Origin of the sequence: Lichenicoccus roseus (assembly GCF_005844085.1) — a bacterium.
Lineage (GTDB): Bacteria > Pseudomonadota > Alphaproteobacteria > Acetobacterales > Acetobacteraceae > Lichenicoccus > Lichenicoccus roseus.
Window position 1 is genome coordinate 686,019 of record NZ_VCDI01000001.1, and the last position, 19,022, is coordinate 705,040.

Here is a 19,022-nt window from a genome sequence, read left to right on the forward strand (position 1 = left end):
CCAACCAAGGCACCCGGGCCCTTGCCAGGACTCCGAAGAAGATACACAAGATTCCAACAGGTTAGTTGGAGCACAATGGTTCCATCGCCGCCCGCCGCGGAGGTCCAGGCGGTCGCCCTCGCCGCCGTCGCCGCCATCTCGACCGGCGTCCTGGTCCGGCTCGCCTACTGGCGGCGCCTGCTGCGCCGGAAATGGCTTGCCCGGGCATTCCGGCAGGACGTCGCGCAGCCACCGGGCGGGACCGGCCGGCAGTCCGGCGCCGATTACGAACAGCACTGCGCGGTGCTGCTGCGCAAGGCCGGCTGGCAGACCGTGCTGACCGCCGGCAGCGGCGACCAGGGCTCCGACATCCTGGCGCGGCGGCGGCGGCGGGTGCTGGTGGTGCAGTGCAAGCACCACGCCCGTCCGGTCGGCAACCGCGCCGTGCAGGAGGTCTTCGCGGCGCAGCGGCATCACGACGCGCACCTCGCCGCGGTGGTCTCGAATGCCGGCTTCACCCGCGCCGCCCAGGCGCTCGCGGCGACCACCGGCGTGCGCCTGCTTCACCATCGCGACCTCGGCACCCTCTGACCGAGGCCATGCAAACCTTCTTGCACCCTGAACGAAACAGGAACAAAGTGCGCTGGCCCGAACGTAGGGTTCTTGCGTTGCCGGGGCGCCGGAGGGATTGGATCATGGTCGACAATGTCATCGCCTTCCCGGCGCCGGTGGTGCCGTTGCGCATCGCCACGTCCCCGCGGATGGGAACGCCACGGGAGGAACCGCCCCTGCTCGCCGTCGAGCATGACGGGCGGGTCTATTCGCTGGCGACCCTGCTGGCGCGCCTGCCGGACGCGCTGCTCGACGAGCTCGACGAGCTGGTGCCGCAATCGGCCCAGCAGGCCTGGGATCTCGTGGTCAGGCGGTGGCCGAGGATCGCCCAGGCTGCGGTGGACCGCGGATAGACTTCGCATACAAAGCCTGTGGGTCGGGGCATCATCGCAGGCGGGGCCGGCGGAGACGGGGACAGCGGAGACGGGGCGCATGTTCGGCAGTACCATCCTCGACGTGCTGCTGGCGGTGGTGTTCACCTTCCTGGGCGTGAGCCTCGCCGCCAGCGCGGTGACCGAGGCGATCGCCTCGATGTTGCGGCTGCGGCAGAGCACGCTGCTGGACGGCATCTCCCGCCTGCTGAACGACCCCGATTTCGACGGGCTCGCGCGGGACGTCTACGATCACGCGCTGGTCGATCCGCTCGCCTGCGTGCGCACGCGACAGGCCTCGCTCACGAACCGGCCTGCGTTCATCCACCCGCGCGACTTCGCGGTGGCCCTCACCGACGTGCTGCGGGATCGGCACCCTGGCGGGCCCGGCGGGGCTGACCTCGCCGGCTGCATCGCCACCGTGCCCGACGACAAGCTGCGCGGCGCCCTGCAGACGCTGCTGCGGCAGGCCGACGGCGACCGGCTGCTGTTCCAGGCGGCGCTCGCCACCTGGTTCGACGGCTCGATGATCCGGCTCAGCGGCTGGTATCGGCGGCGCACCCAGATGATCTCGTTCCTGGCCGCGTTCGCCATCGCGGCGATGCTCAACGCCGACGTGCTGCACGTCACCGCCGAGGTCTGGCAGCGGCCGGCCATGGTCAACCTGCTCAATGCCGGCCTCAGCCACGACACCATCACGCTGCAGAACGCCCTCGCCCGGCTGGATGCGAGCAGCCTGATCGGCTGGGACGGCTGGAGCGGCGATCCGCGCGATGGCTGGCCCGGCGTGCTGACCATGCTGTCCGGCTGGGGGATCGCGGCGGCGGCTTCGCTGTTCGGCGCGCCGTTCTGGTTCGACACGCTGCAGCGGCTGAGCTGGATACGCGGCGCCGTGCCGGTGGCGGCGCGGGCGGACGGGCTGCCCTATGGCTCCCTGGCGTTGCCGCATGCCAAGCTGTCGCCTGGATCGGAGTAGGAGCGCAGGCATGGCGGGACGGTTCGGACTGGATGGGCTGCGCGTGCCGCCGACGCCGCCGATCGCGCGGCGCGGCTTCGTGATGACCTCGCTGATGACCGGCCTGACGCTGGCCGCCCGGCACGCCGAGGCGGAGACCATCCATACCAGCCCGGCCGGGCTACTTGCGGGCGAGGTGCAGGTGCCGGTCGCTGACGGCAGGCTGCCCGCCTATGCGGCCCGACCCGATGGCGCCGGACCATTTCCGACCGTGCTGGTGATCGAGGAGATCTTCGGCGTCCACGAATACATAAAGGACGTCTGCCGGCGGCTGGCAAAGGCCGGCTATCTCGCGGTCGCGCCCGAGCTGTACGCCCGCCTAGGCGACCTCTCGAAGATGACCGACCCGCACCAGATCGTGCGCGACGTCATCAGCCGGGCGCCGGACGCCACCCTGCTGGCCGATCTCGACGCCACCGCCAGCTGGGCTTCCGGCAACGGCGATGGCGATGCGCGGCGGCTCGCGGTGGTCGGGTTCTGCCGCGGCGGGCGCGACACCTGGCTGTATGCCGCGCATAATCCGCGCCTGAAGGCGGCAATTGCCTGGTACGGCCCCCTCGGCGGCGAGACCAGCGCGATCCAGCCGCACAACGCCGGCGAGATGGCCGGAAAGTTGAACTGCCCGCTGCTTGGCCTGTACGGCGGCGCCGACCCGAGCAGCACGCCGGCGCAGATCCACGATGCCGAGCAGCAGGCGCATGCCGCCGGGCGCACCGTCGAGATCGTGGTGTATCCCGACACCCCGCACGGCTTCCACGCCGACTACCGGCCGAGCTACCGGCAGGGTCCGGCGGAGGATGGCTGGCGCCGCATGCTGGCCTGGCTGCACCGATACGGCGTCGGCTGAAGCGGCCCGGCATGCCGCTTGCCGATCTCTACCGCGCCTACATCGGATGCCTGAACCGGCAGGACTGGCCCGGCCTCGGACGCTTCGTGGCCGAGGATGTCGAGCATAACGGGCGGCGGCTCGGACTGCCCGGCTATCGCGACATGCTCGTGCGGGATTTCACCGACATTGCCGACCTGCGCTTCGAGATCGGGATGCTGGTCTGCGAACCCCCGAACGTGGCGGCCCGCCTGCTGTTCGACTGCACACCGGAGGGACAATTCCTCGGCCTGGCCGTCGACAGGCGCAGGATCACCTTCGCGGAGAACGTGTTCTACGTCTTCCGCAACGACAGGATCGCCTCGGTCTGGTCGGTGATCGACAAGGCGGCGATCGAGGCCCAGCTCCCCAGGCGCTGACCTGCCCGGACAAGCCTAGATCGCCATGCCGCCGAACTTGCGCAGCGACTCGGCAAGCTCTCGATGGTCGCGTGCGTAGGTCGCCAGCGGGATATCCGCCACGGTTGCTTCCCAGGCCTGCCGGATCGCCCGCACGCCGGCGCCCGGCCCGCCCGGATGCGCGATGATGCCGCCGCCGCCGAGATACATCAGGTCGACGGTGCGGCCGGTGCGCGCATAGGTTTCCGGCGCCTGGCCGCCCCATTGCCCGGAACAAACCACCGGTAGCGCCCGGTCGCTCGTCGACAGCAGCGGCGTCGAGCAATCCCTGAACGACTGCACGAAGCTGTCGTCCGGCTCCCAGTATTTCGCCCCGATGCCGTTGATCTGGAACTGGTCGATACCGAGCAGGCGCCACAGTGTCTGGTAGACGCTGAAATCCATGCCGAGGCCGGGATGCCGGGTCAGGATGTCCCAGCCGGCACGGTGCGCATGCAGCACCAGCCGCGAGCGGCGGCGCAGGAAGGCGAGGCCGCCATAGCCGACCGAGTTGATGTTGATCACCGCGGCAGTGCCGCCGGCATCGGCCACCAGGTCGTGGTGCCGCAGCATCCGTTCCGGATCGGCCGACGAGATGCCGAACGCATACATCACCCGGCGCCCGGTGCGCTGCTCATGGTCGCGCAGCACCGGCATCACCGCCCTCACCCGCGCCTCGAGCGGCGAATAGGCCGGGCTCATCAGCTTCTCGTCGTCCTTGATGAAATCGACGCCGGCCTCGACAAGCTGCCGGGTTATCGCCGCACCCTCCTCCGGCGACAGGCCGAGATTCGGCTTGATGATGGTGCCGATCAGCGGCCGCCCGTGGACGCCGGAAACCGTGCGGGTGCCCTCGATGCCGAATTGCGGGCCCGGATGCGCCCGGATGAAGGCAGGCGGCAGGCGCAGGCCGACGATGCGTATGCCGGTCAGTCCCTTGACCGAGAACACCCCGCCGAGCGCGATCGTCACCAGCGCAGCGATGTCGGTGCCTACCACGTCGAGCGGGAACTCGATGTCGACGTCGGCGCGCCGATACGGACCCGCCACCCCGTCCGGCTGCGGGAAGCTGGGCGCCCCCGCGTCCGGCAACGCGCGAACAGCCGCGACCCGCGCTGCACATCGCACCTTGAGGTCGGCGGTTTCCCCCGGCAGATCCACGAAGGTGCCGGTGGACTGGTCGCTGGCGATCTTGGAGGCCAGGGCAAGCGGGTCCCCCGCCGTCTCGATCCGGTAGGTCACGGTAATGCTGGCATCGTCGCGCATCACGGGCGCTCCTGTTCGAGCCGAGGAATTGACGATCTGGTATAATGAGCATACATCAGAAGGAGAAGCCCCAGGTCCTCGATGGACGGTTCCTTGCCGATGCCCCTGCCACTGCCGTCCCAGGCGCGATGAGCGAGACCGAACGCATCACCCGGCGGCGTCTCTCCGACGAGGTATTCGACCGCCTGCGCGCGATGATCGTCAGCGGCGAGCTTGGTGTCGGTGATGCGGTGCCGTCCGAGCGCGAGCTGATGGACCGCTTCGGGGTCGGCCGGCCGGCGATACGCCAGGCGATGCAGGCGCTCAGCAACATGGGCCTGATCACCATCTCGCATGGCGAGCGCGCCCGCGTCTGCGACCTGACCGCGGAGAAACTGTTCCAGCAGATCGACCTGCCGGCGCAGATGATGCTGTCCTCGTCGCCGAGATCGCTCGAGCAGCTGCTCGAGGTGCGCGTGTTCTTCGAACGGGGCATGGCGCGGATTGCCGCCGAACGTGCCACGGCGGAGGATCTGCACTGTCTGCGCGGCTGGCTGGAGCGGCAGCGCGCCTCCCTCGACGACATCACCGTCTTCGTGCGGCACGACATGCGGCTGCATATCGAGATCGCCCGCATTTCCGGCAATCCGATCTTCCTCGCCACCTGCCAGGCCCTGCTCGGCTGGGTGCGGCACTACCACATCGAATTGCTGCACTGGTCGGGCAAGGAGAACGTGACGCTCGCCGAGCATGACGAGATCCTGTCGGCGATCGCGGCCCACGATCCGGCCCGGGCGGAGGCGGCGATGGTGCGTCACCTGCAGCGATCGAGCACGCTGTATGTGCATGCGCATCCGGATGCGGTGTCGCCCGCCCGTCAGCCGAGCTGAACCGCCGCTCCGGACGCCGCACTCTCATAGGCGGCATGCACCAGCGCCAGCGTCTTCAGGTTGTCGCGCCCGCTGGTATCCGGCGTCGTGCGTGCCCGGAGCGTCCGCACCCAGTGGCGCTGGATGTTCAGCACGCTCTCCTGGATGTTGTGCCAGGGCCGCGAGGCCCAGGGCAGCAACGGCGGCGAGACATCCTGCTCGGAGGTCCCGTCCGATCCGGTGACGCCCAGCCGGTAGTCCTGGGTCAGCCGCAGCGAGCCCTCGGTGCCGTCGATCTCGATGAAGGTCTCGGGAAACGGCTCGCGCGCCAGCCGCGAGGCGTAGGAGCAGTCGACCACCGAGACGGCGCCATCGGCATGGTCGAGCAGCATGGTGGCGACGTCCTCGCCGCGGATCGCCGGATTGATGCGCTGGGTGCGCGCCGTCAGCCGCGTGGCATCACCAAGCAGGCAGCGCGCCACATCCAGTATGTGGATGCCGAGATCCTCGATGATGAAGCGTGCGCCGGTGGCGAGATAGGGCTGCCCGCTGAACACGTCGTAGCCGGAACGGAACGAGATCCTTCCCCAGAACGGCCGCCCGATGCTACCGCTCGCCAGCACGTCGCGCACAGCCAGGATCGGCGTCTGCCAGCGGAAATTCTCGTGCACCATCAGGGCAATGCCGGCAGCCTCGGCGGCGTCCACCATCGCGCGGGCGTCTTCCATCGATGGCGCGAACGGCTTCTGGCATACCACCGGCACGCGGTGTCGCGCGGCCTGCTCGACCAGATAGCGATGACTGGGCGGCGTGGTCGCGATGTCGACGAAATCCAGCGCCTGCGCGGCGAACATGGCCTCGGCATCGGTGTATCGGGCGGCGATGCCGAACTGCTCGCCGACCAGGGCCAGCCGGGCCGGATCGCGATCGCAGAGCGCGACGATCGCGACGTCGTCGATGTCCGCCCAGGCATGCAACTGGTTCACGGCAAAGAAGCCGCACCCGATCAGCGCACCGCGCAGCCTCGTCCCGCCGGCGCCCTGCCCGCTTACCGGCACGGCTTCAGGTGATGCGCTGGATGCTGGCGGCGAGTTCGGCGGGCTCGAATACCCGCTTCCAGTCGGGCTGCATCAAGGCCGGCTTGCCGAAGGTGATCGCCTTGTTGCAGGCGTCCGAGAACACGCCGTCAACTTCCTTGAAGATGACTGCGCCGAGCACGTTGATATGGCCAAGCAGGAAGTCGCGCGCCGCCTCGTGCGGTACGCCACGGGCGACCACCTCGTCCATCGCCTCGCGCATGACGTCGAGCAGCGTCGCCGCCACCGTTTCCGAAAGGCCGGGTTCCAGCAGCGCCATCTGCTCCACCGTGACACGGTGCGAGCGCATCACCGGCGCCCAGATCGCGCGCGCGACCTCCTCGCCGATGGCGTAGTGCGCCTCCGGACCCTGCATCAGCGCATTTACGATATGCTGCTTCGCATGCAGGCCACCGAAATGATCGTGCCGTGCGGCAGGCTCGCTCTCGTCGTTGAAGATCGGCGGGTGGCACGGGTGGGTGACGAAGTACGTCAGGTCGTCGCGCTTTGGCAGGTGGCCGGCGAACGGGGCGGCGGCGTCCAGCACGACGACGATGGTGCCGGCCTTGAGCTTCGTCTCGATCGAGGCCGCGACCTTGCCGATTGCGGTATCCGGCACCGCGAGCACGACCATGCCGGCGCCATCGAGCGCGGCATCGACATCCAGGCAGTCGAGGCCGAGACCGGACTTCAGACGCTCGCGGCCAAGCTCGCTGACCTCGACATGGCGCACATCGAAGGTGGTGGCCTTGAGATTGTGGGACAGCCGGTAGCCCATCTTGCCGCCGGCACCGAAGAGCGCGATCGAGGTCATGGAGGTCCTGCACGAAAAAGCGGTCCTACTGTCTCCCGCAACTGGTATAATGAGTCAATGGCATGATGACAGGCGTTACCTGCCTGGCTGGTATTGTCATTGGCCGAGAGCCCGGTGCAGGCGCATCCTTCTGGAAGTAAATCATCTCCGTCATAGAGGAAGTCTGCCAGTGTCCAGTCCCCGCCTCCTGAGTTATGCAGCGTTCACCCTCACGGCCTGCCTGTTGCTGTCGCCTGCCCTGGCCCGGGCGCAGACGCTCGATAGCGGCGTCGGCATCGGCCCGAGCCAGCAACTCTCCACGCCGCCGGACTCCGACCCGATCAATCGGCCGGGCGCGATGCAGCGCGCGGTGAAGCAGCGGCGCGCGAATGCCATGCAGTCGCGGAGCCGCCAGAGCACGCCGGCGACGACCGGATCGACGACGGCGCCACGCTGAGGATCTCGCCGGCGAGGCCTTGACCGAAGCAGGCCGCCGCCGGACAAACCGCCATGCAGCGCATCTTCTCCGGCATCCAGCCCACCGGCGTCCCGCACCTCGGCAACTACCTCGGCGCGATACGGAACTGGGTATCGCTGCAGGATGGCCACGAGTGCCTGTTCTGCCTGGTGGACCTGCATGCGATCACAGTATGGCAGGAGCCGTCCCTGCTGCGTGAGCAGACCCGCCTGCAGGCAGCCGTCCTGATCGCCGCCGGCATCGACCCTGACCGCCACATCCTGTTCAACCAGTCGGCGGTCAGCGCCCATGCCCGGCTTGCCTGGATCTTCAACTGCATCTCGCGCATCGGCTGGCTGAACCGCATGACGCAGTTCAAGGATAAGGCCGGCCGCGATCGCGAGGCAGTGTCATCCGGACTGTATGTGTATCCGAACCTGATGGCAGCCGACATCCTGACCTACCATGCGACCCGGGTTCCGGTGGGCGACGACCAGCGCCAGCATCTCGAACTGGCGAACGACATCGCGCAGAAGTTCAACCACGACTACGAGGTAGCGTTCTTCCCCGCCATCGAGGCGCTGGTGCCTCCGGGTGCGGCGCGGGTCATGAGTCTGCGTGACGGCACCCGCAAGATGTCGAAGTCGGATCCTTCCGAGCAGAGCCGGATCACGCTGGTCGACGATGCCGATGCCGTCGCGCAGAAGCTACGCCGGGCCAAGACCGATCCGGCCCCGCTGCCCGATACGGTGGAAGGCCTCGCCGACCGCCCCGAGGCACGCAACCTAGTCGAGATTTATTCGGCACTTGCCGGCACGACGCCCGGACAGGTGCTGGCCGAACACGGCGGCAGCGGCTTCGGGCCGTTCAAGGAGGCGCTGACCGCCATCGTGGTCGCGGCAGTGTCACCGATAGCGAACGAGACGCGCCGGTTGCTCGACGACACCACCCATCTCGATCAGGTGTTGCGCGGCGGTGCGGAGCGCGCGAATGCCATCGCCGAACCGATCGTCGCCGCGGCCGAACGCATCGTCGGATTTCTCAAATGAGGCAGGCGGTGCACTATGTCGTGGTGGAGACGCGCGGAAAGGGGTTGCGCGACATCACGGCGCCGATCGCGGACTGGGTGGCCATGCAGGCGATGCAGACGGCGCTGCTGACGATCTGGTGCAGGCACACATCGGCATCGCTGACTGTGCAGGAGAATGCCGATCCCACCGTGCGCGAGGATATCAATCGATTCTTCGATGCGCTCGTGCCGGAAGGCAACGGACGCTACGTCCATGACGACGAGGGCCTGGACGACATGCCTGCCCACCTGAGAAGCATGCTGACCCAGACGCAGCTGAGCGTGCCGGTTGCCGACGGTGCGATGGTGCTCGGCACCTGGCAGGGGATCTATCTCTTCGAGCACCGGAAGCGGCCGCACCGTCGCGAACTGGTGCTGCACCTGCTCGGGGACTGAAGCGACCGGGGCAAGGCGGATGCCAAGCCCCGGTGTCAGACCTAGCGGCTCTTCTTGTACAGCTTGCTGGCGATCTCGAAGATCTCCTCCGGAGCGTAGTCCGGCGCGAAAGCTCCATAGTTGCCGTCAAGCTCGGGGATCTTGCCACCCTCCGGCATTCCGTCGACGATCTCGAGGTTGCCGGGCGGATCGCCGGGCAGTGCGACCTCGTCGTTGGACCAGACGCCGGCGGCTTCCTTGTAGTCGTCCGGGCTGAAGCTGTAGAGGCGACGGTGGCTGCCTTCCTGCAGGTACTTCTGGCACTCCGGCACGCGGTCGAGATTGATGTTCGGCGTCGGCAGCATCTTCTCGATCGACACGCCGGTAATCTTCTTCAGCGCCAGGGCGTAGGCATGGGCGTGCACCGAACCGCGCACCAGCAGGTAGCCACAGACCTCACGGCCAGTCGGCTCGGTCATCGTCTCGTACACGCGCAGCTTGTGGATGCGAGCGCCGCACTCGAGATGGAAATTATGCAGCAGATCGATGATCAGGTTACCGGTCGTCGTCACCATGTCCATGTTCCAGGACGCGGCGTTGCTGTTCATCGGCATGGCGCCGCCGCCGTTGGCGAGGAAGCTGCCGGCAAGGCGGACATCCTGCATCTCGGCAAACGGAGCCTTGGAGATGTCCACGTTCGGGGTGTCGTCTCCAGGACCGTTGTTCAGCATCGAGACGCCGGTGCTGACCAGCTCCACATGGCCGAGTTCCTCGGCGAAGATGCTCGAGACCAGGCTGTAGAACGGCCGCAGCTTGCTCTTGTTGCGGAAGTTGAAGCTCTGGAACATGTAGTTCCCGAGCGTCGACATCTCGCCATACTTGCCGCCGAGCAGTTCCTGAAGGGCGGCCGCCGCGTTGGGCTCCGGCTTCTTGGGCTCCGGCAGGGCAGCCTGAAGCTTGTCGATGCGCATGAACATGAGCGTAATCCTGTCGCGGTTTCGACAGGGCTACGGTTCGAGGCGGAGCGGGTTGCCCGGTGGACCGGACACGATCTGCAAGGCGCACGCACCATTGCGTGACACAGTCACGCCTGCGAGCGGGATCCGGTCAGGATCCGCGCGTGATGCGCGACATGGTCCTCGATCACACCCTGGATGAACCAGTACGAGTGGTCGTAGCCGGGATGCATCCGCAGGTTGAGCGCCTGTCCGGCACCCTCCGCCGCCGCTCGCAGCGCCTCCGGGTGAAGCTGCGGCGCCAGCCACTGGTCCGCCTCCCCCTGGTCGACCAGGATCGTCGTCGGATGGGTGTGGCCGGCTTGCAGCAGAAGGGTCGCGTCATGCCGGGCCCATGTCGCGCGATCCGGCCCAAGATACCGGCTGAACGCCTTCTCGCCCCAGGGTGCCGCGGCGGGATGGGCGATCGGCGCCAGCGCCGACACCGACTGCCAGCGTGTCGGATTGGCGAGCGCCAGCGTGAGCGCGCCATGCCCGCCCATCGAGTGGCCGACGATGCCACGCCGCGCCGGCTCGATCGGGAACGCCTCCTCGACCCATCCCGGCAGCTCGTAGGCGACGTGGCTGGCCATCCTGTAGTGGTTCGACCAGGGTGCCTCGGTGGCGTCGAGATAGAAGCCGGCGCCGGTGCCGAAATCCCAGCTCTCGTCCTCGCCCGCGATGCCGGCGCCGCGCGGGCTGGTGTCCGGCGCCACCACGGCGAGGTTGTGGCGGGCGGCAAAGCGCAGGATGCCGGCCTTGGTGACGAAGGTCTCCTCGTTGCAGGTCAGGCCACCGAGGGCATAGAGCGCCGCGACCTTCGCGCCATCGAGCGCCGCTTGCGGAAGGAACGCGGCGAACCGGGCGGGCAACCCGAGGGCAGCCGACGGTGCCTCATAGAAGCCGATCCGCCCGCCATGGCAGGCATGCTCGGAACGGGTGGTGATGGCGGACATCAGAATACCACCACGGAGCGGATGCTCTCGCCGCGTGTCATCAGGTCGAAGCCCTCGTTGATCTGCTCCAGCTTCAGGCGGTGGGTGATCAGCGGATCGATCTCGATGCGGTTGTCCATGTACCAGTCGACGATCTTCGGTACGTCGGTGCGGCCGCGGGCGCCGCCGAAGGCCGAGCCGATCCAGCGCCGGCCGGTAACCAGCTGGAACGGCCGGGTCGAGATCTCCTGCCCGGACGAGGCCACGCCGATGATGGTGGAGACCCCCCAGCCGCGATGGCTGCATTCCAGCGCCTGGCGCATCAGGGTCGGGGTGCCGACGCACTCGAAGGAGAAATCCGCACCACCGCCGGTGAGCTCGACCAGATGACCGACCACGTCGCCATCAGGGCCAAGATCCTTCGGATTGACGAAATGCGTCATGCCGAAGCGGCGGGCCATCTCCTCGCGTGCGGGGTTGATGTCGACGCCGACGATCATTCCGGCGCCGACCATGCGGGCGCCCTGGATGACGTTCAGCCCGATGCCGCCAAGGCCGAACACCACCACCGTGCTGCCGGTCTCGACGCGGGCGGTGAACAGCACCGCGCCGATGCCGGTGGTCACCCCGCAGCCGATATAGCAGATGGTGTCGAACGGCGCGTCCGAGCGCACCTTGGCGAGGGCGATCTCCGGCAGCACGGTATAGTTCGCGAACGTCGAGCAGCCCATGTAGTGCAGGATCGGCTGGCCCTTGAACGAGAAGCGAGAGGTGCCGTCCGGCATCAGGCCGCGCCCCTGCGTGGAGCGGATCGAGGTGCACAGGTTGGTCTTGCGGCTGAGGCAGCTTTTGCACTGCCGGCATTCCGGCGTGTACAGCGGTATCACATGGTCGCCCGGCGTGAGCGAGGTGACGCCGGGGCCGACCTCGACCACCACGCCGGCACCCTCATGGCCGAGGATCGCGGGAAACAGGCCCTCGGGATCGGCGCCCGACAGGGTGTATTTGTCGGTATGGCATAGGCCGGTCGCCTTGATCTCGACCATCACCTCGCCCTCGCGCGGGCCTTCGAGTTGCACGGTCTCGATCCGCAGCGGAGCCCCCGCCTCGAACGCAACTGCCGCACGCACATCCATCGCTTCCGCTCCCGGCCAGACCCTGCGGCGGAGCAGACGCCGAGGCTGGCCCCGCCGTCAACGCACGCACGCGAGAAAGCCAGCTTCTTGCCCGCGGCGATCGGTCCGGGCCACCATCGCCGCATGATCGTCGAGCGAAACGCCGGTGCCCTGCAACTGCTGCGCGAGAGCGTGCGGCCACTGCTGATCCTGTTCGCCTGGGACCTGTTCGTCGTCGGCGCGTTCCAGCTGGCGCACCGGTCCTGGATGGACCAGCCGGCGCTGCCGGTGACGCTGATCGGCTCGGCGCTGATCCTGTTCATGAGCGTGCGCAACAATGTCGCCTATGCGCGCTGGTGGGAGGCGCGCACGCTCTGGGGCGCCATCGTCAACAACACCCGCTCGTTCGCGCGCCAGGCCGAGACCCTGGCCGAGGGCCGTCCCGACCTGACCCGTGCGATGATCGCCTATGCGAAGGCGCTGCGCGGCGCGCTGCGTGGTGCCGATGCGAGTGCCGAGATCTCGCCGCTGCTGACACCGGCGATGGCGGAGCTTGTCCTGGCCCGCAACAACAAGCCGAACGCCATCCTCTACGAGATCGGCCGCGAGATCAGCCGCAGCGTGCGCGTGCAGCATCTCGACGGGGCGGTGCATGCCGGGATCGACCGCATCCTGTCGGATCTCGCCAACGCGCAGGGCGGGCTGGAGCGCATCCGCAACACCCCGCTGGCGATCCAGTTCTCGATCTTCCCCGGCCTGATCGCCCGCGTGTTCTGCGTGCTGCTGCCGATGTCGATGGTGCAGGAGCTTGGCTGGATCACCCCGTTCGGCTCGACCCTGGCCGGGTTCCTCTACATCGCGCTCGACAAGATCGGCGCCGACCTGGAGAACCCGTTCCAGGAGAGCGTGCACGCGGTGCCGATGGCCGCGATCAGCCGGACCATCGAGATCGACCTGCTGCAATCGATCGGCGAGCCTGCGCCGGCGCCTGTCGTGCCGGAGCACGGGGTGCTGCGTTAGTCATTCAGGCCATGGAGCAACACCGGATTTCACTACCGGCATAGGCACTGGATGATATCGAGCCGCTGATCCTCGCCCGGGTGTTTCCGTGAACGAAGACCGGACCATGCTCCGCAGCAGTATGCCCGGACCGCCAGCCCGACAGGTCACCTCTCAAGCTTGGCGCATCACCACGGCCGGTGCCCGGCCCTCGACTGCCTCATCCAGGTAGCGGGACAGGTTCTGCCGCAGGTCGGAGTAGGAACACGGATCGGCTCTGGGCCAACCCTGCCACGTTCCATACCGAAGTCGATACTGCGTCTCGAAGCCGACGGAGACCCCGGTGCTACTCCGGCTCCAGGTCGCGCTGCACCACCGGCTGGCGCAGCAGCGTGTCGATCTCCATCGCGTAGTCGAGCGCGGTATCCGCCTGGAAATGCAGTTCCGGCACGCCGCGCAACCGCAGTTCGTGGCTGAGCTGCGAACGCAGGAACGGCGACGCGCGCTTCAGTGCGGGGATCACCGCATCGACGTCGCTGCGCCCGAGCCGCGTGACGAACGCGGTCGCCTGCTTCAGGTCCGGACTGATCCGCACCTCGGTCACCGTGATCTGCACGCCGGTCAATTCCGGATCGCGGAACTCGACGCGCCGGAACAGGTCGGCCAGCACGTGGCGGATTTCCTCGCCGACCCGCAACTGCCGCTGCGTCGGACCGGCCGCCGCCCGGCTCTTGCCGCGCTTCGCCGGAGCCTGAGACGAAGCAGGGGCCGGCCTGCCGGCCGGCCCCTTGGTTTCCGTACGACCGCGCGACGCCTTGCTCATCAGGCCGGAACGAGCTCCATCTCGTAGCACTCGACCACGTCGCCCTCGCGCAGGTCGTTGAACCCCGCGAACGACAGGCCGCACTCGTAGCCACGCGCCACTTCGCGGACATCGTCCTTGAAGCGCTTGAGCTGGCTGAGCTCGCCCTGGTGGACGACCACGTTCTCGCGCAGCAGACGAACGCCGCAACCGCGCTTGACCAGGCCCTCGGTGATGTAGCAGCCCGCCACCTTGCCGGTCTTGGTGATGTCGAACACGCGACGGATCTCGGCGTAGCCGAGGAACTTCTCGCGATGCTTCGGCGCGATCTTGCCGCGCACCAGTTGCTCGATGTCGTCCGACACCTGGTAGATGATCGAGTAGTAGCGGATATCCACGCCCTCGCGCTGGGCGAGATCGCGCGCCTGGCTGGTCGCGCGCACGTTGAACGCCACGATCACCGCGTCCGATGCCTTGGCAAGCTGGATGTCGCTTTCGGTGATCTGGCCGACGCTCGCGATCAGCACGCGAACCTTGACCTCCTCGTGCTCGAGCTTGAGCACGGTGGCCTGGATCGCCTCGGCCGAGCCCTGCACGTCCGCCTTGACCAGGACGGCGACTTCCTTCTGCGCACCCGCCTGGATACGCGCCAGCATCTGGTCGAGGGTGCCGCGCGCCGCCACGTGTCCAGCCGCCTGCTTCTCCTTGATCTTGCGCTGGCGGAACTCGCTGATCTCGCGCGCCCGCGCCTCGTTCTCGACCACCACGAACGGCTCGCCGGCACCCGGCACGCCGGTCAGGCCGAGCAGCTCTGCGGGCACCGACGGCCCCGCCTCCTTGATCGGCTTGTTCCGGTCGTCGAGCATGGCGCGTACCCGGCCCCACTCGGCGCCGGCCACCACGATGTCGCCCTGGCGCAGGGTGCCGTTCTGCACCAGCACCGTCGCCACCGGGCCACGGCCGCGATCAAGCCTGCTTTCCACCACCGAGCCTTCACCCGGCCGCGCCGGGTTGGCGCGCAGCTGCAGGATCTCGGCCTGCAGCAGGATGGCCTCCTCGAGATCGGCGAGACCTTCACGCTTGGTGGCGGATACCTCGACATCCTGGGTGTCGCCGCCCATCGCCTCGACCACGATGTCGTGGCTGAGGAGTTCCTGGCGCACCCGGTCCGGGTTGGCGCCGGGCTTGTCCATCTTGTTGATGGCCACGATGATCGGCGCGTTCGCCGCCTTGGCATGGCGGATCGCCTCGATGGTCTGCGGCATCACGCCGTCGTCGGCCGCCACCACCAGCACCACCACGTCGGTCACCGAAGCGCCACGCGCACGCATCGAGGTGAACGCCTCGTGGCCCGGGGTGTCGATGTAGGTGATGTAGGCGCCGGTCTCCAGCTCGACCATGTAGGCGCCGATATGCTGGGTGATGCCGCCCGCCTCGCCCGCCGCCACGTCGGTCGCCCGCAGGGCATCGAGCAGCGAGGTCTTGCCGTGATCGACATGGCCCATGATGGTGACCACCGGGGCACGCGGCGCAAGATCGGTGTCCACGTCGACCACGCCCTCGATGCCGATCTCGACATCGCTGTCGGCGACACGACGCACGCGGTGGCCGAACTCCTGGACTACCAGCTCGGCGGTGTCGGCATCGATCGACTGTGTGACGGTCGCCATCACACCCATGCGCATCAGCGACTTGATGACGTCGCCGGTCCGCTGCGCCATGCGGTTGGCAAGGTCCTGCACGGTGATGGTCTCGGGCAGGATCACGTCGCGCACCACGCGGACCTGGTCCGAGCGCAGCCGCTCGAGCTCAGCCTGGCGACGCTCGCGATCGCGCTGGCGACGCACCGAGGCAAGCGAACGGGTCTTCTCGTCCTCGCCCTCGATGGCGGCCTGCACGTCGATGCGTCCGGTACGGCGTCCGTCGCCGACCTTCTTGGGCGCGACCACCGGAACCTTGCGCGCCGGCAGCGCGGCACCCGGACGACGGGGCGCCCCGAAGCGACGGCTCTCCTCGTCCTCGGGACGACCCGGCTTCAGGCGGAGCGTCTCGGCGGGCGCGCTGGTGGTGTCGGCGCCGCTGCGGGAGACGGACGCCGGCACCGGCGCCATGGTGGCGCGCTCGGCGAGCGGACGAACGCCCTCGACGCCCTGGCCGCGGGGAATGATCTGCACGCCGGTGCGGGCGGGCGCGGGACGCGGCGTTGCGGCCGGGGTGCCCGTCGCTTCGCTGGCCGCAGCCTGCTCTGCCGCTTCCTGGTCGGCGGCCTCGTGCGCGGCAAGGCGCTTCGCCTCGGCCGCCTCGTCACGCTGCCGCGCCTCGGCGTCGGCTGCCTCGCGAGCCTGTTCCTCCGCCAGACGACGCGCCTCGTCCTCGCGGCGACGCGCTGCCTCGGCAGCAGAGAGCACCGAGATCTTTTCCTGCTCGCGCTTCTGCTCGGCCTCGCGGCGCGCGGCTTCCCGCTGCTGCTCCTCCAGGACGCGCTGGCGGGTGGCAAGCTCGGAGGCGGTCAGGGCACGACCGGCACCTGCCGGACGTGCAGCCGGAGCGCCCGCACCGCGCGAAGAGGCCGGGGTCTGTCCCGGGGTGCCAGGGGCCGGGGCAGGTCCGGGGCCGCGCTTCTTGCGCACCTCGACCTGCACGACCTTCGAACGGCCATGGCTGAAGGACTGCCTGACCGATCCGGCATCCACCGTGCGTCCCAGCTCCAAGCGGCTGGCCGGCCGAAGCGAGAGACGCCCCTTGGCCTGATCCTGATCGTTGCCTTCGCTCATAGTCCCGCCTGTTCCAACCTGTCCGTGGGATCGTCCCGCCGGACCGGGGCAGCCTCGCCGGCCAACCCCGCATAACGTCCATTCTCTGCAACCAGCCGCTGGGCCAGAGCCCCGGCTGCCACAGCCACATGTCCTACATGGTCACGGCCGAACACCGCTCCCAGCCTCTGTCCGGTCATGATCGCCACGACCGGCAGATCGCGTGCGCCGGAAAGAAGGCGCGCGCGCTCGTCCGCGCTGCCGTCCGACGCCTGGACGACAAGGCCGGCCTTGCGGGCCGTTATCCACTCGCGAGCCTTCGTGTAGCCGCTCACAGCCTGGCCCGCACGCCGTGCAAAGCCGAGGAGATCGGCGATGCGGTGCAGCAAACCATCCTGCAGCATGATGGCAAGATCGGGAGGGATCGTCACCGGGCCGCGTGCGGCACGTGCGAACGCCCCTCGCTTGCGGGCGGTTTCTAGCACATCCCCCCTGGCACTCAACCACATTCCCCGTCCGGGCAGACGTGCGGCGAGGTCGGGGGTCAGCACCCGGTCAGGCGACAGCACGAAGCGGATCATTCCGTCCGGGCTACCCCGATCGCGTGTGACGATGCAGCGGCGCAGCGGGCCGCGCTCGCTGTCGTTCTCCGGCCCGGTATCCGGCTCCGGGCCCGCATCGTTCCGATCGGCCTCAGACGTGATGCTGCTCCCCGCTCTCGGTCGCCGCGGCATCGGTCCCTTCGGTCCCGGCTTCGGCTTCTGCCGATGCCGCGCCCTCTTCTCCGTCGAACCAGTGGGCCCGCGCCGCCATGATGATCTCGTTGGCCGCCGCCTCGTCGATGGCATCGGCGCCGAGGATTTCGACCAGCTCGTCGCCGGCGAGATCGGCCAAGTCGTCGAGCGTCTTCACACCCTTCTCGCCCAGCATCACCAGTGCCTGCACCGAGAAGCCGCCCATCTCGGCGACCTCGTCGGTCACGCCCAGCTCGACCCGCTTCTCGTTCAGGGTCTCGTCCCGACGGGCCAGGAAGCCCTCGGCGCGACGGATCAGCTCCTCGGCCACGGTCTCGTCGAAGCCCTCGATCTCCGCCAATTCCTCCGGTGCGACGAAGGCCAGTTCCTCGACCGTGTTGAAGCCTTCGGTCACCAGCAGCCCGGCGATCACGTCGTCCACATCGAGCGCCTCGACGAATTGCCCGGAACGACGGCGGAACTCCTCCTGGCGGCGCTCGCTCTCCTCTGCCTCGGTCAGGATGTCGATGTCCCAGCGGGTAAGCTGGCTGGCGAGGCGCACGTTCTGGCCGCGACGGCCGATGGCGAGGCTGAGCTGCTCGTCCGGCACCACCACCTCGACGCGCCCGGCCTCCTCGTCCATCACCACCTTGGTGACCTCGGCGGGCGCAAGCGCATTCACCACGAAGGTGGCCGCCTGCGGGCTCCACGGAATGATGTCGATCTTCTCGCCCTGCAGCTCCTGCACCACCGCCTGCACGCGCGAGCCGCGCATGCCGACGCAGGCGCCGACCGGATCGATCGAGCTGTCGCGCGAGATCACCGCCATCTTGGCGCGTGAACCCGGGTCGCGCGACACCGCCTTGATCTCGATGATGCCGTCGTAGATCTCCGGCACCTCCTGGGCGAACAGCTTGGCGAGGAACGCCGGGTGCGTGCGGCTCAGGAAGATCTGCGGGCCACGCGGCTCGTCGCGCACGTCGTAGATGTAGGCGCGCACCCGGTCGCTGTTGCGGAAACTCTCGCGCGGGATCAGCTCGTCGCGACGCAGCAGCGCCTCCGCGTGGCCGATCTCGACCATCAGGTTGCCGTACTCGGTGCGCTTGACGGTGCCGTTGACGATCTCGCCGACACGGTCCTTGAACTCGTCGTACTGCCGCTTGCGCTCGTACTCGCGCACACGCTGCACGATCACCTGCTTGGCGGTCTGCGCCGCGATGCGCCCGAAATCGATCGGCGGCAGCGGGTCGACGATATGCTCGCCGACCTGGATCTCCGGCTTGAACTTGCGCGCGATATGCACCGGGATCTGCGTCTCGTCGTTCTCGACCGTCTCCACCGCCTCGGTCCAGCGCGTCAGGCGCACATCGCCGGAGCGCCGGTCGATGGTGGCGCGGATATCCTTCTCATGGCCATACTTGGCGCGACCGGCCTTCTGGATGGCCTGCTCCATCGCCTCGAGCACTTCCTCGCGGTCGATCGACTTCTCGCGTGCGACCGCATCGGCGACCAGCAGCAGTTCGGGACGTGAGACGGCGGTGTCCATGGGATTTTCCCTCTCGTAT

General features: G+C 68.3%; 19 protein-coding genes and 1 pseudogene. 10 read left to right on the forward strand and 10 right to left on the reverse strand.

Going from position 1 to position 19,022, the window contains the following annotated elements:
* Nucleotides 1-75: 75 nt before the first annotated feature.
* The 5 genes from FE263_RS03035 to FE263_RS03055 all read left to right on the forward strand — a co-directional run bounded on the left by FE263_RS03035 (nt 76) and on the right by FE263_RS03055 (nt 3,222).
* Nucleotides 76-570 (forward strand): restriction endonuclease, encoded by a 495-nt coding sequence (locus FE263_RS03035; protein ID WP_138324451.1) that lies wholly within the window; start codon nt 76-78, stop codon nt 568-570.
* Nucleotides 571-674: 104 nt separating this feature from the next.
* A complete protein-coding gene (locus FE263_RS03040; RefSeq protein WP_138324452.1) occupies nt 675-944 on the forward strand; it encodes a hypothetical protein in 270 nt (89 codons plus the stop codon).
* A 79-nt stretch (nt 945-1,023) separates the two neighbouring features.
* Nucleotides 1,024-1,938, forward strand: a complete 915-nt coding sequence (locus tag FE263_RS03045) for a hypothetical protein (RefSeq protein WP_138324453.1) — start codon at nt 1,024-1,026, stop codon at nt 1,936-1,938.
* 10 nt (nt 1,939-1,948) lie between these two features.
* Entirely contained in the window at nt 1,949-2,824 is an 876-nt protein-coding gene (locus FE263_RS03050; protein ID WP_138324454.1) for a dienelactone hydrolase family protein, read from the forward strand.
* Nucleotides 2,825-2,835: 11 nt separating this feature from the next.
* On the forward strand, nt 2,836-3,222 hold the full coding sequence (locus FE263_RS03055; RefSeq protein WP_138324455.1) for an ester cyclase: 387 nt from the start codon (nt 2,836-2,838) through the stop codon (nt 3,220-3,222).
* 15 nt (nt 3,223-3,237) lie between these two features.
* Here the strand turns inward: FE263_RS03055 and oiaX are convergent, their stop codons facing one another.
* The gene (oiaX, locus tag FE263_RS03060; RefSeq protein WP_138324456.1) at nt 3,238-4,506 is read right to left on the reverse strand and encodes a 3-oxo-isoapionate-4-phosphate decarboxylase OiaX; all 1,269 of its coding nucleotides are present in this window, start codon (nt 4,504-4,506) and stop codon (nt 3,238-3,240) included.
* Nucleotides 4,507-4,550: 44 nt separating this feature from the next.
* Between oiaX and FE263_RS03065 the strand changes: the two genes are divergently transcribed.
* Nucleotides 4,551-5,375 (forward strand): transcriptional regulator NanR, encoded by an 825-nt coding sequence (locus FE263_RS03065; RefSeq protein WP_205880237.1) that lies wholly within the window; start codon nt 4,551-4,553, stop codon nt 5,373-5,375.
* On the opposite strand, the gene FE263_RS03070 is transcribed toward FE263_RS03065, so the two are convergent.
* Together FE263_RS03070 and FE263_RS03075 are read right to left on the reverse strand one after the other, a co-directional pair.
* The gene (locus FE263_RS03070; RefSeq protein ID WP_240758957.1) at nt 5,363-6,412 is read right to left on the reverse strand and encodes a Gfo/Idh/MocA family protein; all 1,050 of its coding nucleotides are present in this window, start codon (nt 6,410-6,412) and stop codon (nt 5,363-5,365) included. The genes FE263_RS03065 and FE263_RS03070 overlap by 13 nt on opposite strands.
* Nucleotides 6,413-6,416: 4 nt before the next feature.
* Nucleotides 6,417-7,244 carry a phosphogluconate dehydrogenase C-terminal domain-containing protein gene (locus FE263_RS03075; RefSeq protein ID WP_138324457.1) on the reverse strand — a complete coding sequence of 276 codons (828 nt, stop codon included), beginning with the start codon at nt 7,242-7,244 and terminating at the stop codon, nt 6,417-6,419.
* 169 nt (nt 7,245-7,413) lie between these two features.
* On the opposite strand from FE263_RS03075, the gene FE263_RS03080 reads away from it, so the two are divergent.
* From FE263_RS03080 to FE263_RS03090, 3 genes are read left to right on the forward strand one after another with little or no spacing between them, the layout of a single operon-like run.
* A complete protein-coding gene (locus FE263_RS03080; protein ID WP_138324458.1) occupies nt 7,414-7,680 on the forward strand; it encodes a hypothetical protein in 267 nt (88 codons plus the stop codon).
* A gap of 53 nt (nt 7,681-7,733) precedes the next feature.
* Complete coding sequence (gene trpS, locus FE263_RS03085; RefSeq protein ID WP_138324459.1) at nt 7,734-8,729, forward strand: tryptophan--tRNA ligase; 996 nt, start codon at nt 7,734-7,736, stop codon at nt 8,727-8,729.
* Nucleotides 8,726-9,145: a secondary thiamine-phosphate synthase enzyme YjbQ gene (locus FE263_RS03090; protein WP_138324460.1), complete on the forward strand. Its 420-nt coding sequence runs from the start codon at nt 8,726-8,728 to the stop codon at nt 9,143-9,145. Before trpS ends, FE263_RS03090 begins: the two co-directional genes overlap by 4 nt.
* A gap of 41 nt (nt 9,146-9,186) precedes the next feature.
* Here the strand turns inward: FE263_RS03090 and FE263_RS03095 are convergent, their stop codons facing one another.
* The 3 genes from FE263_RS03095 to FE263_RS03105 all read right to left on the reverse strand — a co-directional run bounded on the left by FE263_RS03095 (nt 9,187) and on the right by FE263_RS03105 (nt 12,190).
* Entirely contained in the window at nt 9,187-10,101 is a 915-nt protein-coding gene (locus FE263_RS03095; RefSeq protein WP_138324461.1) for a manganese catalase family protein, read from the reverse strand.
* 107 nt (nt 10,102-10,208) lie between these two features.
* Nucleotides 10,209-11,075 carry an S-formylglutathione hydrolase gene (gene fghA / locus FE263_RS03100; protein ID WP_138324462.1) on the reverse strand — a complete coding sequence of 289 codons (867 nt, stop codon included), beginning with the start codon at nt 11,073-11,075 and terminating at the stop codon, nt 10,209-10,211.
* Nucleotides 11,075-12,190 carry an S-(hydroxymethyl)glutathione dehydrogenase/class III alcohol dehydrogenase gene (locus tag FE263_RS03105; protein ID WP_138324463.1) on the reverse strand — a complete coding sequence of 372 codons (1,116 nt, stop codon included), beginning with the start codon at nt 12,188-12,190 and terminating at the stop codon, nt 11,075-11,077. The genes fghA and FE263_RS03105 overlap by 1 nt, the downstream gene beginning before the upstream one ends.
* A gap of 123 nt (nt 12,191-12,313) precedes the next feature.
* Between FE263_RS03105 and FE263_RS03110 the strand changes: the two genes are divergently transcribed.
* Entirely contained in the window at nt 12,314-13,189 is an 876-nt protein-coding gene (locus tag FE263_RS03110) for a bestrophin family protein (RefSeq protein WP_138324908.1), read from the forward strand.
* 325 nt (nt 13,190-13,514) lie between these two features.
* On the opposite strand, the gene rbfA is transcribed toward FE263_RS03110, so the two are convergent.
* The 4 genes and pseudogenes from rbfA to nusA form a co-directional block, all read right to left on the reverse strand.
* A complete protein-coding gene (gene rbfA / locus FE263_RS03120; RefSeq protein WP_138324464.1) occupies nt 13,515-13,991 on the reverse strand; it encodes a 30S ribosome-binding factor RbfA in 477 nt (158 codons plus the stop codon).
* Nucleotides 13,991-16,744 (reverse strand): annotated as a pseudogene (gene infB / locus FE263_RS03125) (translation initiation factor IF-2). Before infB ends, rbfA begins: the two are co-directional and overlap by 1 nt.
* The gene (locus tag FE263_RS03130) at nt 16,741-17,427 is read right to left on the reverse strand and encodes an RNA-binding protein (protein ID WP_276611169.1); all 687 of its coding nucleotides are present in this window, start codon (nt 17,425-17,427) and stop codon (nt 16,741-16,743) included. The pseudogene infB and the gene FE263_RS03130 overlap by 4 nt, the downstream one beginning before the upstream one ends.
* Entirely contained in the window at nt 17,417-19,003 is a 1,587-nt protein-coding gene (gene nusA / locus FE263_RS03135) for a transcription termination factor NusA (RefSeq protein ID WP_138324467.1), read from the reverse strand. The genes FE263_RS03130 and nusA overlap by 11 nt, the downstream gene beginning before the upstream one ends.
* Between the last annotated feature and the right edge of the window lie 19 nt (nt 19,004-19,022).

Coding starts and splice junctions, on each gene's coding strand:
- FE263_RS03035 (WP_138324451.1), top strand. CDS start 76: ATGGTTCCATCGCCGCCCGCCGCGGAGGTCCAGGCGGTCGCCCTCGCC.
- FE263_RS03040 (WP_138324452.1), top strand. CDS start 675: ATGGTCGACAATGTCATCGCCTTCCCGGCGCCGGTGGTGCCGTTGCGC.
- FE263_RS03045 (WP_138324453.1), top strand. CDS start 1,024: ATGTTCGGCAGTACCATCCTCGACGTGCTGCTGGCGGTGGTGTTCACC.
- FE263_RS03050 (WP_138324454.1), top strand. CDS start 1,949: ATGGCGGGACGGTTCGGACTGGATGGGCTGCGCGTGCCGCCGACGCCG.
- FE263_RS03055 (WP_138324455.1), top strand. CDS start 2,836: ATGCCGCTTGCCGATCTCTACCGCGCCTACATCGGATGCCTGAACCGG.
- oiaX (WP_138324456.1), bottom strand. CDS start 4,506: ATGCGCGACGATGCCAGCATTACCGTGACCTACCGGATCGAGACGGCG.
- FE263_RS03065 (WP_205880237.1), top strand. CDS start 4,551: ATGAGCATACATCAGAAGGAGAAGCCCCAGGTCCTCGATGGACGGTTC.
- FE263_RS03075 (WP_138324457.1), bottom strand. CDS start 7,244: ATGACCTCGATCGCGCTCTTCGGTGCCGGCGGCAAGATGGGCTACCGG.
- trpS (WP_138324459.1), top strand. CDS start 7,734: ATGCAGCGCATCTTCTCCGGCATCCAGCCCACCGGCGTCCCGCACCTC.
- FE263_RS03090 (WP_138324460.1), top strand. CDS start 8,726: ATGAGGCAGGCGGTGCACTATGTCGTGGTGGAGACGCGCGGAAAGGGG.
- FE263_RS03095 (WP_138324461.1), bottom strand. CDS start 10,101: ATGTTCATGCGCATCGACAAGCTTCAGGCTGCCCTGCCGGAGCCCAAG.
- fghA (WP_138324462.1), bottom strand. CDS start 11,075: ATGTCCGCCATCACCACCCGTTCCGAGCATGCCTGCCATGGCGGGCGG.
- FE263_RS03105 (WP_138324463.1), bottom strand. CDS start 12,190: ATGGATGTGCGTGCGGCAGTTGCGTTCGAGGCGGGGGCTCCGCTGCGG.
- FE263_RS03110 (WP_138324908.1), top strand. CDS start 12,314: ATGATCGTCGAGCGAAACGCCGGTGCCCTGCAACTGCTGCGCGAGAGC.
- rbfA (WP_138324464.1), bottom strand. CDS start 13,991: ATGAGCAAGGCGTCGCGCGGTCGTACGGAAACCAAGGGGCCGGCCGGC.
- nusA (WP_138324467.1), bottom strand. CDS start 19,003: ATGGACACCGCCGTCTCACGTCCCGAACTGCTGCTGGTCGCCGATGCG.